This window comes from Commensalibacter sp. Nvir, assembly GCF_963921845.1.
Classification (GTDB): domain Bacteria; phylum Pseudomonadota; class Alphaproteobacteria; order Acetobacterales; family Acetobacteraceae; genus Commensalibacter.
The window spans coordinates 1-16,095 of sequence record NZ_CAWUGZ010000013.1; the positions used below are offsets into that span (position 1 = coordinate 1).

16 protein-coding genes are annotated in these 16,095 nt (G+C 36.4%); 8 read left to right on the forward strand and 8 right to left on the reverse strand.

The annotated features are described in order from the left end of the window. The 6 genes from tpiA to AABE15_RS00745 form a co-directional block, all read left to right on the forward strand. A partial coding sequence (tpiA, locus tag AABE15_RS00720; protein ID WP_338329363.1) for a triose-phosphate isomerase occupies positions 1-677 on the forward strand: 677 nt, incomplete at its 5' end. A 50-nt stretch (positions 678-727) separates the two neighbouring features. Further along, positions 728-1,021, forward strand: a complete 294-nt coding sequence (gene secG / locus AABE15_RS00725; RefSeq protein WP_338329364.1) for a preprotein translocase subunit SecG — start codon at positions 728-730, stop codon at positions 1,019-1,021. Between the two features lie 45 nt (positions 1,022-1,066). Continuing rightward, complete coding sequence (locus AABE15_RS00730; RefSeq protein WP_338329365.1) at positions 1,067-2,707, forward strand: CTP synthase; 1,641 nt, start codon at positions 1,067-1,069, stop codon at positions 2,705-2,707. Then, complete coding sequence (gene kdsA, locus AABE15_RS00735) at positions 2,697-3,521, forward strand: 3-deoxy-8-phosphooctulonate synthase (RefSeq protein WP_338329366.1); 825 nt, start codon at positions 2,697-2,699, stop codon at positions 3,519-3,521. The genes AABE15_RS00730 and kdsA overlap by 11 nt, the downstream gene beginning before the upstream one ends. Positions 3,522-4,077: 556 nt before the next feature. After that, positions 4,078-5,367, forward strand: coding sequence for a phosphopyruvate hydratase (gene eno, locus AABE15_RS00740; protein ID WP_338329367.1), 1,290 nt, complete (start codon positions 4,078-4,080; stop codon positions 5,365-5,367). A gap of 66 nt (positions 5,368-5,433) precedes the next feature. Continuing rightward, entirely contained in the window at positions 5,434-5,760 is a 327-nt protein-coding gene (locus AABE15_RS00745; protein WP_338329368.1) for a septum formation initiator family protein, read from the forward strand. Between the two features lie 32 nt (positions 5,761-5,792). On the opposite strand, the gene rpmG is transcribed toward AABE15_RS00745, so the two are convergent. The 4 genes from rpmG to AABE15_RS00765 form a co-directional block, all read right to left on the reverse strand. After that, positions 5,793-5,960, reverse strand: coding sequence for a 50S ribosomal protein L33 (gene rpmG / locus AABE15_RS00750; RefSeq protein ID WP_338329369.1), 168 nt, complete (start codon positions 5,958-5,960; stop codon positions 5,793-5,795). Positions 5,961-6,103: 143 nt separating this feature from the next. Continuing rightward, positions 6,104-7,516 (reverse strand): dethiobiotin synthase, encoded by a 1,413-nt coding sequence (gene bioD / locus AABE15_RS00755; protein WP_338329370.1) that lies wholly within the window; start codon positions 7,514-7,516, stop codon positions 6,104-6,106. Then, positions 7,509-8,174: an alpha/beta hydrolase gene (locus tag AABE15_RS00760; protein WP_338329371.1), complete on the reverse strand. Its 666-nt coding sequence runs from the start codon at positions 8,172-8,174 to the stop codon at positions 7,509-7,511. Before AABE15_RS00760 ends, bioD begins: the two co-directional genes overlap by 8 nt. 11 nt (positions 8,175-8,185) lie before the next feature. Continuing rightward, positions 8,186-9,370, reverse strand: coding sequence for an aminotransferase class I/II-fold pyridoxal phosphate-dependent enzyme (locus AABE15_RS00765; protein WP_338329372.1), 1,185 nt, complete (start codon positions 9,368-9,370; stop codon positions 8,186-8,188). Between the two features lie 75 nt (positions 9,371-9,445). Between AABE15_RS00765 and AABE15_RS00770 the strand changes: the two genes are divergently transcribed. Then, positions 9,446-10,696, forward strand: coding sequence for an adenosylmethionine--8-amino-7-oxononanoate transaminase (locus AABE15_RS00770; RefSeq protein WP_338329373.1), 1,251 nt, complete (start codon positions 9,446-9,448; stop codon positions 10,694-10,696). Positions 10,697-10,704: 8 nt separating this feature from the next. Here the strand turns inward: AABE15_RS00770 and AABE15_RS00775 are convergent, their stop codons facing one another. The 3 genes from AABE15_RS00775 to uvrC all read right to left on the reverse strand — a co-directional run bounded on the left by AABE15_RS00775 (position 10,705) and on the right by uvrC (position 13,949). Then, a complete protein-coding gene (locus AABE15_RS00775; RefSeq protein ID WP_338329374.1) occupies positions 10,705-11,325 on the reverse strand; it encodes a hypothetical protein in 621 nt (206 codons plus the stop codon). Between the two features lie 72 nt (positions 11,326-11,397). Further along, entirely contained in the window at positions 11,398-11,991 is a 594-nt protein-coding gene (pgsA, locus tag AABE15_RS00780; protein ID WP_338329375.1) for a CDP-diacylglycerol--glycerol-3-phosphate 3-phosphatidyltransferase, read from the reverse strand. 92 nt (positions 11,992-12,083) lie between these two features. Continuing rightward, positions 12,084-13,949: an excinuclease ABC subunit UvrC gene (uvrC, locus tag AABE15_RS00785; protein WP_338329376.1), complete on the reverse strand. Its 1,866-nt coding sequence runs from the start codon at positions 13,947-13,949 to the stop codon at positions 12,084-12,086. Positions 13,950-14,353: 404 nt separating this feature from the next. Between uvrC and xth the strand changes: the two genes are divergently transcribed. Continuing rightward, a complete protein-coding gene (xth, locus tag AABE15_RS00790) occupies positions 14,354-15,148 on the forward strand; it encodes an exodeoxyribonuclease III (protein WP_338329377.1) in 795 nt (264 codons plus the stop codon). 43 nt (positions 15,149-15,191) lie between these two features. Here xth and AABE15_RS00795 read toward each other — a convergent pair whose 3' ends face one another. Further along, complete coding sequence (locus AABE15_RS00795) at positions 15,192-15,899, reverse strand: response regulator transcription factor (protein ID WP_338329378.1); 708 nt, start codon at positions 15,897-15,899, stop codon at positions 15,192-15,194. Between the last annotated feature and the right edge of the window lie 196 nt (positions 15,900-16,095).

A 16,095-nucleotide genomic window follows, 5' to 3' on the forward strand; every position in this document is an offset into this window, starting at 1 on the left:
CTCTATTAGAATACAGCAACACACACCAAAATAGCGCGCCCATCGTAATTTGCCCACCTTTTACGTTATTGCATCACGTTAATAAATTAATTTCTAATTCGTCTATGAAATTAGGTGCACAAAATTGCCATGCCGCTGATAAAGGCGCCCATACGGGTGAGATTTCTGCCGCTATGATTCGCGATACAGGGGCAAAATATGTTATCTTAGGTCATTCCGAACGAAGAAAAGACTGTCACGAAAGTGATGAAACGGTCAGGCAGAAAACGTCTGCTGCACGAAAAGCAGGTTTAGTTCCTATCGTCTGTATAGGTGAAACGAAAGAAGAACGCGATTCAAATACCTATAAGCAAGTTATTTCTCGACAATTAAACGAATCCCTTCCTGAAAATTTTGAAGGAATGATTGCCTATGAACCCGTGTGGGCAATTGGAACAGGTATATCTGCTAAAAACGAAGAAATTGCTGAAGTCATTTCACTTATTCGTCAAAAATTAAGCGAAAAATTTGGTGAAATTGGAAAAAAAATCACAATTTTATATGGTGGCTCTGTAAAACCTAACAACGTTAGTGATATATACACTATTGATCAATTGGGAGGAGTATTAGTAGGCGGCGTTAGTCTTATTCCCGAAGATTTTATTAAATTGATTGATATCGCACAAAACTTCAACTAATGCTTTAACGTAATCTTCATTCTATCGTCTAACGAAAGCACCATTAAATCATGATGACCATACTTTTAATCCTACATTTAATTGTAACTATTGCCTTAATAGGCGTTGTTTTAATTCAACGTAGCGAAGGTGGTGGTCTCGGTATTGGCAGTAGCCAAGGCATGGGTTCTTTTATGACTGGTCGTGGTACTACCAATTTACTTACCAGAACAACATCCGTACTGGCACTATTATTTATGGTTTTATGTTTGGCCATGGCCATTCTTAATAAAGGAGGCTCTCTTAGATCAAATGATATCTTAGCTCAACCTCAATCAACCAACAAAACAGCACCCCTAAAATAAATATTATTTTTGTAAATTGCCTCAGTTATTGTAAAGAGAACTTTTATGACACGTTATGTATTCATCACAGGTGGTGTTGTGTCTTCGTTGGGTAAAGGAATAGCCTCTGCTGCGCTTGCTAGTTTATTACAAGCTAGAGGTTATTCTGTTCGTTTAAGAAAACTGGATCCTTACCTCAATGTGGACCCCGGAACCATGAGTCCTTACCAACATGGCGAAGTTTTTGTTACGGACGATGGGGCAGAAACCGATCTTGATTTGGGTCATTACGAACGCTTTACAGGGGTTAGTGCTTCTCAACATGATAATGCAACAACAGGTCGTATTTATTCCGATGTCATCATGAGAGAAAGGCGTGGTGACTATTTAGGAGCGACTGTGCAGGTCATACCGCATATCACCAATGCCATCAAATCTGTTATTTTACATAACGCGGGTGATACTGATTTTATGCTTGTTGAAATCGGTGGTACCGTTGGAGATATTGAAAGCTTACCTTTTTTAGAAGCAATACGCCAATTGCGAAATGATCTTAAACCCGATCATACATTATTCATGCATTTAACGCTTGTACCTTGGATCGCTTCTGCAGGGGAACTTAAAACAAAACCAACCCAACATTCTGTTAAAGAACTGCAAAATGTAGGAATACAACCGCAAATTCTTTTATGCCGTTGCGACAGACCTATCCCTAAGAACGAACGACAAAAAATTGCAAATTTCTGTAACGTAAGGTCTGAATCAGTCGTTGCAGCTTTGGATATTGATACCATTTACGCCTGCCCCATTGCCTATCATGAGGAAGGGTTAGATACAGAAGTTCTTCACCATTTTAAACTTCCTTATGAAAAAGAGCCTAATTTAGAGAAATGGCATCGTATTGTAGATGCGTTGCGTCATCCCCAAGGACAAGTGACGATCGCAATCGTTGGCAAATATACTTCTCTAATCGACAGTTATAAATCCCTTATCGAAGCTCTATTGCATGGAGGTATTGCCAACCGCGTCAGAGTCAACATTAAATGGATAGAAGCCGAACAACTTGAAATTAACGATAATTTAACACCATTTTTTGAAAATGTATCTGCCATATTGGTGCCAGGGGCTTTTGGAGAAAGAGGAAGCGAAGGAAAAATCAAGGCTATTCATTATGCAAGAGAAAGCAAAAAACCTTATTTTGGCATTTGCTTTGGTATGCAATTGGCGGTTATTGAATGCGCACGAAACTTAGCCGGATTGCCAAACGCTTCTTCCTCTGAGTTTGGTCCTACAGGAGAACCAGTCGTAGGCCTATTAACAGAATGGATAGATTCAGGACAAGTTAAGAGACACTATTCTGGAGACAAAATGGGGGGTACGATGCGTCTAGGTGCTTATACTGCTGTTTTATCCCCTCATTCAAAAGTAGCAGAAATATACAAACAAAACGAAATAAAAGAACGCCACCGCCACCGTTATGAAGTGAATATTCAGTATAAACAGCAGATTGAAAAGGCTGGATTGATTTTTTCAGGCCTATCCCCAGACAAAGTTTTACCAGAAATTGTAGAATATCCCGACCATCCTTGGTTTATCGCTGTTCAATTTCACCCGGAACTTAAATCAAAGCCGTTTGCTCCCCACCCGCTATTCTCTAGTTTCATCAAAGCAGCGCTTGACCAAGGAAAGTTAAAAAATGAACAATAAATTTGTCAACGTAGGCTCGTTAACTCTAGCTAATCATTTACCCTTCACACTTATCGCAGGACCCTGCCAAATTGAATCTTTGGATCATGCCCTCGAAATCGGCGCAAGATTAAAGGAAATATGCCTCAAATTATCCATCAATTTAATTTACAAAAGTTCATTTGATAAAGCCAATCGAACCAGTATACAAACGAAAAGAGGATTAGGCATTGAAAGAGGTTTACGTATTTTACAAGAAGTAAAATCTAATTTAGGACTGCCTATACTGACCGATGTGCATTTACCAGCCCAGTGTGCAGAAGTTGCTGAGGTAGTTGACGTGCTACAAATACCTGCTTTTTTGTGCAGACAAACCGATTTATTAATAGCTGCTGCAAACACAAACAAAGCGATTAATATTAAAAAAGGGCAGTTTTTGGCTCCTTGGGATATGAAAAACGTGGCCGAAAAAATTGCTTCTACAGGCAATAATAATATTTTATTGTGTGACCGAGGCACTTCTTTTGGTTACAACACTTTGGTAAGCGACATGCGCGGCCTACCCATTATGGCTCAGACAGGATATCCTGTCGTCTTTGATGCAACGCACTCCGTTCAACAACCCGGTGGTATGGGGAATTCCTCGGGAGGTCAAAGAGAATTCGTCTCTTATTTAGCCCGTGCTGCCATTGCAGTCGGGGTTGCAGCCCTATTTTTAGAAACCCACGAAGATCCTGACCATGCACCGAGCGATGGACCTAATATGATTGATATTGCTGATCTTCCGTTTCTTTTGGAACAATTAAAACAAATTGATTCCATTATCAAATCATAAGACTAACTCTATTAGCTAATTTTAAGATTAGAATTAATCAACATAAAAATAACGCATTCGAAAAGACTTTATTAATAAGATTTTTTCCTAAGAAAACTATATCGTTTACTGTTGTTGTAAAAAAAATTAGCTGAGTTCGTATCTAAAATATGTGATATATAAATTTTTAATACTCATGATAATTTTCAAGCTTAGAAATTAATAACTAAAAAAATAAACCGACTATTGGATAAGAAAAAAACAAAGTTAATTTTAATCAAAATATATACAATGTTCGCTAATAATCCTTAGAGTGCCTTCGATAAAATTAACCCAAAGTGACAAACATTATTTCTTTATTTTGGATGTTTCCCATTTTCTTAAAAAATTATTATTTTAAGATGTTACCTAAGTGCTGGTAAAATAAACACATAGTGATTATACTTTTTAGATATTTGACAAAGACTACTCTTTGCATGAGTAAGACTCTAAGTCGTAATAGTTTATTGTAAGCAAAAAATACAATAAATGTCGCTACCTTTGTAGTTAATGATAATACGGAACGTTAGGATAAAATATGAGTGCAATTGTTGATATTATCGCACGGGAAATTCTCGATAGCCGCGGTACTCCAACCGTTGAAGTTGATGTTGAGTTAGAAACGGGTATCATCGGAAGAGCAGCAGTTCCTTCTGGTGCATCAACGGGGATACATGAAGCCGTTGAATTACGCGATGACGACAAAAATCGCTATTTTGGCAAAGGTGTTTTAAAGGCTGTTAACAACGTTAATAGCGAAATTTTAGAAGCTGTTGTTGGATTGGAATCTCTTGATCAAATCCTAATTGACCAAACAATGATTGATCTTGATGGCACACCCAATAAAGGGCGCTTAGGTGCGAACGGGATGTTGGCCGTGTCGCTTGCTGCTGCAAAAGCATCCGCTTTGGAATTGGATATACCTTTATACCGCTACATTGGCTCACCCTATGCTCATGTATTGCCAGTGCCTATGATGAACATTGTTAACGGTGGTAAACATGCAGACAATCCAATAGATATTCAAGAGTTTATGATTGTTCCTCATGGTGCATCTTCCATTAATGAAGCGGTTCGGATGGGGTCGGAAGTTTTTCATACTTTAAAAAAGGATTTGCATGCTGCGGGGTTGAATACAAGCGTAGGAGATGAAGGTGGCTTCGCACCCAACCTAAAATCCGCAAACGAAGCTTTATCATATATTATGAAAGCCATTGAAAAAGCAGGGTATAAACCTGGTGAAGAAATTTCTCTTGCATTGGATCTAGCGTCTTCTGAATTTTTTAAAGACGGTAAATATAATATGACCGGAGAAGGAAAGATTTTAAACTCTAGCCAAATGGTGGATTACATTGCCGACCTTTGCAATAATTTTCCAATTATATCCGCTGAAGATGGATGTTCTGAAGATGACTGGGAAGGTTGGGCAGAATTGACCAATAGACTTGGAAATAAAGTTCAATTGGTTGGTGATGATATTTTTGTTACAAATCCAGAAAGATTAGCAAGAGGTATTAAACAAAATATCGGTAATTCTTTATTGGTTAAAGTTAACCAAATTGGTACGTTAACCGAAACTTTTAGAGCAATGGAGCTTGCCCACCGACACGGATATACTACGGTTGTTAGCCATCGCTCTGGTGAAACTGAGGATGCAACCATTGCCGATTTGGCCGTGGCTACCAATGCAGGTCAAATTAAAACAGGTTCTTTATCTCGTTCCGATCGTATTGCAAAATACAATCAACTTATACGTATCGAAGAGGATTTGGGAAGTTCCGCTCGCTATGCCGGACGTAATGCTTTTAAAGCTTTAGAAATACTTTAAAATTTTCTAACCCATTAAACCTTTGTTTAGTGGATTATGTATGCATTTAATTTAGTGGAGGGTTCAATGCGCGTTGTTTACTATTGTAAAAAAACAATTAAAGCACTGACCCCTCCACTTTTTTTTCTTGGCTTGACTGCTTATTTCGGATGGAATACGTTAAACGGCGAACATGGGTTTCACAGTTATAAAATCCAACAAAACGTATTAATTGAAGCCCAAAATGCCCAGAAGGATGCTCAATTGGAACAACAAGCTTGGGCTAGGCGCGTTGAAGGCCTCAAAAATAATGTGGATAAAGATTTATTGGATGAACGTACAAGAGTAATGCTGAGCTTTGCTCAAAGCGACGAAATTATCATACCCTATAAAGCGAATGATCATTTATATTAAAAAAAGCTGAAATAATTTTCAGCTTTTTTTAATTATTTAATTTTTGATTCCCGAAACACTACATGTTTGCGTACAACTGGATCGTATTTTTTTAATTCCATCTTGCCAGTATGAGCGCGCGCATTTTTTCTGGTTACATAAAAAAAACCAGTTTCTGCACTCGAAAGAAGTTTAATTTGTATTGTATTACTTTTTGCCATATTATCCTCATTCTATTAAGCTAATGCCATTAGCCATAAAAATTACAATTTGTATTTTTTGCAATGACCCCTTAACTACTTCCTTGTTCTTACGTTTTTTTTTATATTTGTCAATTGCTATTTCAATATCTAAAGAGTTAACCCTAAGCCATTAACTGGTTTACCCATTCAGATGCTAGCTTTTTTGCGCATCTATCAATGATTGTTGGGGTTATCGTGTCAAAATGTTCAAATTCTGCAATAATGTTGATACGACCATGGGATTCAATAGCTTTTTTATTACTAGGATCAAGCGTTCCGTTTAATATAACCCCAGCAATTTGCAAGCCATTTTGTCTTAAAATTTGTAAGCTCATAAGGGTATGATTGATCGTTCCCAAGCTGGTTCTGGACACAAGAATAACGGGTAAGTTAAACTTTTTCATTAAATCAATCATATAATAATTAAAGGATAACGGAACTAAAATGCCTCCTGCCCCCTCAACAATAATTGGTGAATCAGAACCATAATTTGGAAACTGAACGGTGTGTATGTCAATCGTTTGTGAATCTTGCTTTGCAGCTTCTTCTGGCGATAAAGGAGCCGCCAATTCAATGCACGGTGGTATAATTTGCGTGTCCGAACAACGCGTAAGCTGTTTAACTGTAATGCTGTCACCATGGTCACAGTTTAACCCTGTTTGAATAGGTTTCCAATATACGGCCTTCAGCGCCTTTACTAAACAAGAAGCAGCAAACGTTTTCCCCACTTCCGTATCGGTGCCTGTGACGAAAAACCCCTTGCAAGGAAAATGCTTAAAAAGACCAATGGCAATTTCATAAGTAGTGTACTGGTATTCTTTATTAAATTCTTTGATGACATGTTTTAAAGAGCCCACTTTAACAGGGCTACTATGATCATGCAGTGTACCAGCGCCTATCCTTTTAAGTTCTTTGAAAAAATTTAATCCATCCATTGTTAAATCTATCAATGTTTCTCTTTTCCATTGAGAAGAACTTCCATTAATATAGATTGCTTGCAATGCTTCAAAAGAAGGATAATGTGAAAAAAGATTATTAACGTTATTTCTAATAAAAATTTCTTGCCATTCTAAGAAACTACTACGTGTTAATGTTGAAAAAACTAAACAGCCATTAGGATTTAACAGAGATACGCAATTTACTAACCCTTTTTCTAAATTTTGAAACCATTGAAACGTAAAATTTGAGCAAATCAAGTCATAACGATCGTTTGTTTGTATAGTTTCACCATCTAATACGCGATAACTCAATCTCGTATGCGCGTCGCCAAATTTTTCTTGAGCTCGTTTAAGCATTTTTGGCGAAATGTCAGAGGCAACAATACGAGCTTCAGGAAATGCACGCAAAAGATGTTGAGTTAAAAATCCAGTCCCGCAGCCTATTTCAAGAATGGTTTGAGGAGGGAACTTTTTATTAAAATTTTTCTTAATGTTTGTAACCAATTTTTGTGCTGAGATTTTTTGAACTCTTGCGTATTGGTCATACAAATGCGCTTGATCAAATGCTTTCGTAATTGTATCTTTGTAATTAGCCATTGGCTCGTAATATTTCCTTAATAAGATCCGCACATTTTTTTGGTTGGGTGTAAGGTAATAAATGAGTATTGTCGCTAAGCCATTGCACTTTTTGGTCTTTAAACGATTCTACTACCATAGGCTTTGACACTATAGGATCTCCCTCAGAAGTAATGACCGTTAATTTCCCCCCTATTTTTTTCAACTTATCTCTCAGATCAAGTCCAATTAATAACTGCAAGCCAAAACGTAGCTGCTTTACATCTAATTGCTCTTCACTCGGCAAAACAAAGTTCTTATATCCGCATCGCCGATAAAATTCTTCAAGCACCTTAAGTGGCTCTCTTGTTATTTGATACAACATTTTTTCAAGAATTCTTTTGGGCACGCCTTCTTTAAAATCATTTTTTTGAACAAAACAGAGAAAACTATTTATGCCAATATATCGATGAAATTGAGAGGGAAAATGATTTAACACATACATTAATCCCAAAGAGTGACCAACAACAATATAATTGTGCTGATGTTCACCAAAATCCTCAAGCATTTTATGCGTTGTTTTCAAATTTTTAAAAAACCCAAGATCCAACAGATCAAATTGTTGTGGTTCAAAATAATTGATCAATGGCTTCCAAAACGCTTTAGAATATCCCCATCCATGAACAAAAAGTAGTTTCATCAGTATACCAATCAATTTTGCTTTAGTTGTGGAAAAACATGCAACGATTTTTGTATCACATCCAACAAATGTTCTATCTCATGTTCTTGATGGGCTGCACTTAAAGTAAGACGTAATCGGGATGCATTTTTTGCCACTGTTGGGTACCGTATAGGCGGTATCCATATCCCTTGATTTTTCAGATAAGCAGACCAATTCAAAGCCAATTTCGAATCATGAGTCATCAAAGGTATAATATAAGAATTACATGTTCCTGTTAATATTCCCATAGCATTTAAAGTTGTAAGAACTTTTTGAGAATAGTTTTTTAAAAGAATCCTTTTATGCTCCAGCAGCGGCATTGTTTCCAAAGCCCCAGCAATAGCTCCTATGACCGAGGGAGGTATGGCTGTGGTATGAATAAATCCAGAGCAAAAGTTAATTAACCAATCACATAAACTTTTGGATCCAGCGACATAGGCACCGAAACCACCCCACGCCTTACTGAAAGTGCCCATAATTAAATCCGCATAACCAGGGGCCAGACCTTTACCGTGCTTACCATATACCCCCGTAGCATGGGCATCATCAAGATAAAGAAAAGCTTTAAATTCATCAGAAATTTGACGTATAGTTGGTAAATCCAGTAGATCACCATCCATACTAAACAAGGTTTCTGTAACAATTAATCTTGACCCCTTTTCAGACTGAATAGATAGCAATCTATGCCGTAAATGGTCCATATCATTATGTCGAAAACGTATTTGCTTGCTTTGGGCGAGTTTACATCCATAATGTAAACTCGCATGATTAAATTTATCGGTTATAACCCACACAGGTTTTGGTAAGTTTTCTAACAAACTGCTTAACACTGCAACATTGGCCTGCCAACCTGAAGCGAATATTAAAGTTGCTTCAGCGCCAAGATAATTTGCTAAGCCACGTTCTAATTCTGAATAACAATTGCTATTACCAGTAATTAATCTTGAAGCGGCATATCCTATCCCCCACTGATCAAGATAATGTTTACTTAACCGTTTAAGACGAGAATCGCAAGCCAATCCTAAATAATCATTAGTGGAAAAATTAACATATTGCTTACCGTTTAAAGTAAAATGCAACGTATCCTTCAATTGAAATTGTTGAAGTTGCCTTAAATTTTCACTGTCTTTTCTCTTAGACAAAGCGTAGTCAAAAAAATTATTAAAGTCATACATGCACTAACCTATTTAATAACTCTATAAAATGACGTAAGTTTCGATGGTTTCAGTTTTTTAATAGCATTAATTATCATGAATGAAATAGAGTACAATTCCCTTTGGTTACCTTATACTCAAATGCAAACTGCCAATAAGCCACTAAAAGCGGCTAAAACTTTAGGCTCTCGTATTATTTTAGAGGATGGAAAAGAACTGGTTGATGGTATTGCTTCATGGTGGACAGCTTGCCATGGCTATAATCACCCTTATATCATTCAAAAAGCACAAAAACAGCTTGAGATAATGCCTCATATTATGTTTGGAGGTATTGTTCATCAACCTGCCTTGGAACTTTCTAAACGTTTATGCAACATTCTTCCAGGCGATTTGAATAAAGTTTTTTTTTCCGATTCTGGTTCGGTTTCGGTCGAAGTAGCTCTTAAAATTGCCGTCCAGTTTTGGATTAACCATAATAAAAAACAAAAAAATAAAATTCTTAGCTTTTTCGGAGGCTATCATGGCGATACCTTCGCTACAATGGCAATCTGTGACCCTATCGAAGGAATGCATAGCCTATTTAAAAACGTAATCACCAAGCAACCTGTTTTGCCTTTACCAGTACCTGCACACTCCAAAGCAGATTTTGAAAAATTTTTAGAAAAAAATCACAACAACCTAGCCGCAATCATTATTGAACCTTTGGTTCAAGGTGCTGGTGGGATGATCTTTCATACGCCTGAAACGTTGCAATATTTAAATAAACAATGCAAACGTTACGATTTATTATTTATATTAGATGAAATCTTCACCGGTTTTGGTCGTACAGGAAGTTTTTTTGCGTGCGACCAAGCGGATATCATTCCCGATATTATTACACTCTCCAAAGCGTTAACGGGTGGAACAATGGCACTTGCTGCCACCGTTACGAACGATTTAATTTATAACGCATTTTTATCAACGCAATATGAAATGGCCCTCATGCATGGACCAACCTTTATGGGCAATCCATTAGGATGTGCTTGCGCAAATGCTTCGTTGGATGTGTTTGAACAATATTCATGGCGATCAAATGTAGAACAAATTCAATTTCAACTTGAAAAAGAACTTGCTCCTTGTCGCAACTTACCTCTTGTTAAAAACGTTCGTGTATTGGGTGCAATTGGTGTGGTTGAACTTTATAAATTAAACGATCTTGAACAATTGAAACAGGAATTTATTAAGGCAAATGTCTGGATAAGGCCGTTTAGAACTATTATTTATTTAACCCCCGCTTTTACTATTTCTCCAAAGGATTTATCATTACTCACCCACACGATTTATAATGTTTTAAAACATTGGCAATAAATAAATCCTTATCTTTTGTTAGATTTTCGAGTAGTTCCAGTTTTTGAACCAAGCTCTTTATCTTTTACAATTTTAACCATACCTTTTGGATCAATAACTGTACTCGTTCCGTCGCCATTTGAAATAACCACCGATTTGTCCTCTTCTTCATTTCTTTTTATATACTGAGGGGCACGATCTTCAATGTGGTCAGGTAAAACACCATTCCCAAAATCCAGAACACCTTTTTTAATAAAACGTTTTTCACCAAAATCCATCTTTCCATTTTCAGGAAAATCAGATGGAAGCAATTTATCGGAACCTTGACCGTGGTTTACAACTTCGGTATCTGCGCCGGATGCTTTGCTATAGTCAGAAAGTGAGAAATCTTTTTCATCACTTGAAACATCACTTAGTGTTGGCAAAGCAGGCGGACGAGAAGGCCATATATTGCCTGTTTGTTGCAATATAGGAGCAGTATCCACAAATTTCCCTCTTGCTCTTAATAAATTTTCTGAATCTCCTTTGGGAGCATCTGGATTCGATCCAGATAAAGTAACGGTGTCGTCAAAAAATTTATCAAGCCCTGAACAACCGCTAAGTGTTAAAAATACTATCAAAGGCGCAGCAAACGCAGCCGAACTCCGCATTGAGATTCTCCAAATAAAATACTATTACTACCTATGGGAAAGTGCTTTTACCGCTAAAACAGCTCAAAAAAATTACTTAACAAATGATGAATCTTTTCTATTATTTATAAATTTCATACCTATATTAAAATAACTCCATCCTGTAATAAGCGTTAACAGAGCGGATATCCATAATAACATTGCTCCAATAAGTTCAACCGGTATCCAAGGCATCGCAAGTAATTTCGCACTGCTATTTCCTGCTAATAAAAAACCTATCGCAATCATTTGAAACATTGTTTTCCACTTAGCTAATTTTGTAACCGGTAATCCAACATGTGATGAAGCTAAAAATTCTCTTAACCCACTGACCAGTATTTCCCGAAACAATATAATCATTGCGGGTATCAATCCAGCATAAGGCAAATGATGGTAAGCTGCCATAGCAATTAATAGAATACCAATCAACAATTTATCTGCTATAGGATCGAGCATACGTCCAATTTCCGAGAGTTGAGACCACGCTCTAGCTATTTTCCCATCTAAATAATCTGTGACTCCAGCAATAATAAATAAAATACACGCAGCTAAATCCGTTAATGGTCTATGTATCATAACCAAAATTGCCAATATAGGTATGACAATAATACGTGATAAAGTCAAACAATTGGGTAGGTTATAGAACATGACATTATTTTCGAATTGTGAACAACAGCCTTTACACTTATAAACTCTTCTTTTTTTATATTCTATTTTTAGTTAAAACAACAATCAAAACTTTACATTTTTTTATTGTTCCAATCCGGGCGAAAAAACCCGTAAATGGTTTCTGCTAGAACCTTGCTTATTCCTGGAACAGATTCAATATCCGTAATACTCGCTTCTTTAACTCCTTTTGAAGAACCAAAATGATTTAATAGGGTACGTTTTCTATGGGTTCCTATCCCTGGTATATTGTCCAATTCCGAACGCTCAATTGATTTAACGCGACTGTTACGATGGGTCGTAATTGCAAAACGGTGCGCTTCATCCCTTAAGCGTTGTAAGTAGTATAAGACAGGATCACGAGGAGGGAGCTGAAAAGGTTGACGATTTTTGGTAAAAAACCATTCTCTTCCTGAATTTCGTTCTCTACCCTTTGCAATACAAACTAGCTGTATGTTTTTTATTCCAAGTTCGTTTAAGATAGTTTCTACAGCTGAAAACTGACCCGCCCCACCATCAATAAGTAAAATGTCAGGCCAATTTTCTTTTTCATTACCTTTTCGAAAACGCCTAAACAATACTTCTTTCATCATACCCACATCATCTCCAGGGCTTATGGAGGATTTTATCATAAATTTACGATAAGCAGACTTAATAAATCCTTCTCTTCCAGCAACGATCATAACTCCGTAAGCATAAGAGCCCATAATATGACTGTTATCATAAACTTCTATTCGGTTAGGCAAGGTAGAAAGATTGAATAACTCTTTGATTTGTTTTAATAACGCAATCTGAGATTGTGTTTCTGCTAGTTTACGTTCTAAAGCTCCTTTAGCATTCTCAATTGCATGATCAATTACCGCTTTCTTTTCTCCACGTTTTGGTATTGAAATGGTCACTGAGTACCCTGCTTTGAGAGTTAAAGCTTCGCGTAATAAAGAACGTTCATTGGGCTCATTACTCAATAAAATCTGTTCAGCTGGAGATTTATTATCATAAAATTGTCCCAAAAAGGCAGAAAGAATTTCTGCTGGCGACTGTTCCTCCGTATGAACAGGATAAAAGGCTCTATTACCGTTGTTTCTCCCACCTCTTATAAAAAAGACTTGTATACAACAAAGCGAACCAATCTGATAAAGAGCAAAAATATCCGCATTATAAAGAGAAGCAGGATTAATTACTCCACTGCTTTGAACATACGTGAATCCACGTATACGATCACGAAGGGCAGCTGCTTTTTCGTAATCAAGACAAGCTACAGCCTTTTCCATTTCAGAGATAAGCCGATCCTTTACCACAGTCATCTGACCCGATAAAAATGATTTCGCTTGATTAACCAATTGTAGATAATCTCCTTGAGCAATGCGATTATCACACGGACCTGAACAACGTTTAATTTGAAAAAGAAGGCAAGGACGCTTTCGAGAATTGAATACCGCATCGCTACAGGTTCGCAGTAAAAATAACTTTTGTAATAGCTCCAACGTTTGGTTAACCGCCCAACCCGAAGCAAATGGGCCCCAATATTCATTATCCTTATCAATTTTACCCCTATGTTTATCAATTCGAGGCCATTTTTCTTTAGTAACAACTAACCAAGGATAGGTTTTGTCGTCTCTAAGTAAAATATTATATCTTGGCTTTAAACTTTTGATTAAATTTGCTTCTAACAAAAGCGCTTCTGCTTCAGTATAAGTCGTTATAATCTCCATAGAGGCGGTTTGAGAGACCATTTTCTTTATACGCTCCGTAAGCGGTGCCAAACGCGTATAAGACGTCACTCTTTTTTTGAGATCCTTTGCTTTTCCTACGTATAAGACTTCTCCCGTGCGATTTACCATTCGGTAAACCCCCGCTCTTGAAGGCATTGTTTTAAGAGCCTCTTTTATGGCATTTATACCTTGGAGCGACTCTGGAGAATCAAGTTTTTTTTGATTCATTAATACTCTCTGTGTGCGTTTTTAAGCATTTCATCAGATATTGTTTATTTTCCAAGACTTAGATCAGTTCTCCACTGATCCTGTGGATAACTCTATGGATTAATAGTGCAATTAAGGATTTTATAGGCTGTTTATCAAGCACTTAACATGATTTGCCTAAAAAATAGTCATTGTTATTAAGTTATTGATTATAAAAGATTTTATTTTTTATTAACATTTCTTAAACCTCATTTCAAGGTACAAATATACTTAAAAAGTCTGTGTCAAGCTTAATAGTGGACAAAATTAAAAATAGTAATTTACTAGGGTATTTATGAAACCTATTTCGTCATTTTCTCTAGGATGATAAACCCTTATTTTATGATTAAGCCGTAAAAAGTATATTTAAGAAAGCACCATTGATTATGAAGATTATGAGTTGGAATATTAATTCATTACGTTTACGATTACCTTTGTTAACTACCTTATTAGCTCGTAACAGACCAGAAATAATATGTTTACAAGAAACTAAAGTCCAAGACACATTATTTCCTGGTAACGATTTAAAAACTTTAGGGTATAAACATTTGTGTTACAAAGGAATGAAAAGTTATAATGGGGTTTGTATTTTATCAACCTTACCGTTTGAAATCCCTTCATTTAATCATCGTTGGTGTGGTAAAGACGATTGTAGACACATCATGATACGTTTCGAGTATCAAAAAAACTATTTCCATCTCCATAATTTTTACGTACCTGCTGGCGGTGACGTGCCCGATCCTCAATTAAACCCAAAATTTAAGCATAAGCTTAATTTTATTGATGAAGCAACCGAATGGTTCAAGCTTAACCCTCAAGAAAATACTATTCTTGTGGGTGATCTTAACATTGCTCCTTTAGAGCATGATGTGTGGAATCATAAACAATTATTAAACGTCGTTAGCCATACCCCTATTGAAACTAATAAACTCTTAAATTGGATGAATACAGGTTTTACCGACGCTGTAAGAACATGTATTTTACCTCCAGAAAAAATTTATACGTGGTGGTCCTATCGCAACAGAGATTGGGAAAAATCTAATAGAGGACGACGATTGGATCATCTATGGATCAGCAATAATTTGAAACCCTCTCTTAAAGCCGTAGAAATTTACAAAGAAGTCAGAAATTGGGAAAGGCCTTCAGATCATGTCCCTATTACGTTAGAAATAGATTTGTAACTTGATAATAAAGACCCCATAATTATTAGATAATCAAAATTTGTTATTTATCAATAATGGAACTCAAACGGTAGCCTCCTGCATCGGTAATAAGCAAACTTACATTTGCAGGATCCAACTCAATTTTCTGTCTTAAACGATAAATATGAGTTTCTAGAGTATGTGTAGTAACGGCTGAATTGTAGCCCCAAACCTCATTCAACAAAACTTGTCTCGGTACAGATCGAGTACCAGAACGATATAAAAATTTTAAAATTGCAGCTTCTTTCTCAGTAAGTCTAATACGTTTATTGGTATTGTTTTCCTGCAATAATTTGGAAGAGGGTCTAAAAGCATAAGGACCGATATTAAAAACGGCGTCTTCACTATTCTCATAAATTCGCATTTGTGCTCTTAGACGGGCTAAAAGTTCAGCAATTCGGAAAGGTTTAGAAATATAATCGTTTCCTCCTGCGTCAAGTCCTCTAACTACGTCATCTTCATCATCCGATCCCGTTAACAATATGATCGGGGTTCTACAATTTTCTTTACGAAGATACGCACATAATTCGCATCCATTTCCATCGGGTAACATAACATCCAAGATAATTGCATCAAAATGGTTGTCAGGGTCAAAAATAATAGTTTTAGCCTCATTAGCGGAACCGACACCATGGACTTCGAACTCGCCATTCATTTCAAGTTGTTCAGATAAAGTTTCTGTTAATTTTGGGTCATCATCAACTACCAAAATTGGATGTAATCCAGCCATTAGCCACCATCCTTCAATCTTAATTAAATAATCAACTTATGCTTTAAAATATTAAGTTAACGTTATACAACAAGCTTTTAAAACGTATGTTCATCTTACCTTCTATAAAAAACCATTATATTAAATTTCATTATCCAGTTAAGATAATCTTACAATAAAATATAAGTTTAAATAAAGAAAAGAAAAGATAAATGGA

Excerpts from the sequence above, each read along its gene's own strand:
- secG (WP_338329364.1), top strand. The coding sequence starts at position 728 with ATGATGACCATACTTTTAATCCTACATTTAATTGTAACTATTGCCTTA.
- AABE15_RS00730 (WP_338329365.1), top strand. The coding sequence starts at position 1,067 with ATGACACGTTATGTATTCATCACAGGTGGTGTTGTGTCTTCGTTGGGT.
- kdsA (WP_338329366.1), top strand. The coding sequence starts at position 2,697 with ATGAACAATAAATTTGTCAACGTAGGCTCGTTAACTCTAGCTAATCAT.
- eno (WP_338329367.1), top strand. The coding sequence starts at position 4,078 with ATGAGTGCAATTGTTGATATTATCGCACGGGAAATTCTCGATAGCCGC.
- AABE15_RS00745 (WP_338329368.1), top strand. The coding sequence starts at position 5,434 with ATGCGCGTTGTTTACTATTGTAAAAAAACAATTAAAGCACTGACCCCT.
- rpmG (WP_338329369.1), bottom strand. The coding sequence starts at position 5,960 with ATGGCAAAAAGTAATACAATACAAATTAAACTTCTTTCGAGTGCAGAA.
- bioD (WP_338329370.1), bottom strand. The coding sequence starts at position 7,516 with ATGGCTAATTACAAAGATACAATTACGAAAGCATTTGATCAAGCGCAT.
- AABE15_RS00760 (WP_338329371.1), bottom strand. The coding sequence starts at position 8,174 with ATGAAACTACTTTTTGTTCATGGATGGGGATATTCTAAAGCGTTTTGG.
- AABE15_RS00765 (WP_338329372.1), bottom strand. The coding sequence starts at position 9,370 with ATGTATGACTTTAATAATTTTTTTGACTACGCTTTGTCTAAGAGAAAA.
- AABE15_RS00770 (WP_338329373.1), top strand. The coding sequence starts at position 9,446 with ATGAATGAAATAGAGTACAATTCCCTTTGGTTACCTTATACTCAAATG.
- AABE15_RS00775 (WP_338329374.1), bottom strand. The coding sequence starts at position 11,325 with ATGCGGAGTTCGGCTGCGTTTGCTGCGCCTTTGATAGTATTTTTAACA.
- pgsA (WP_338329375.1), bottom strand. The coding sequence starts at position 11,991 with ATGTTCTATAACCTACCCAATTGTTTGACTTTATCACGTATTATTGTC.
- uvrC (WP_338329376.1), bottom strand. The coding sequence starts at position 13,949 with ATGAATCAAAAAAAACTTGATTCTCCAGAGTCGCTCCAAGGTATAAAT.
- xth (WP_338329377.1), top strand. The coding sequence starts at position 14,354 with ATGAAGATTATGAGTTGGAATATTAATTCATTACGTTTACGATTACCT.
- AABE15_RS00795 (WP_338329378.1), bottom strand. The coding sequence starts at position 15,899 with ATGGCTGGATTACATCCAATTTTGGTAGTTGATGATGACCCAAAATTA.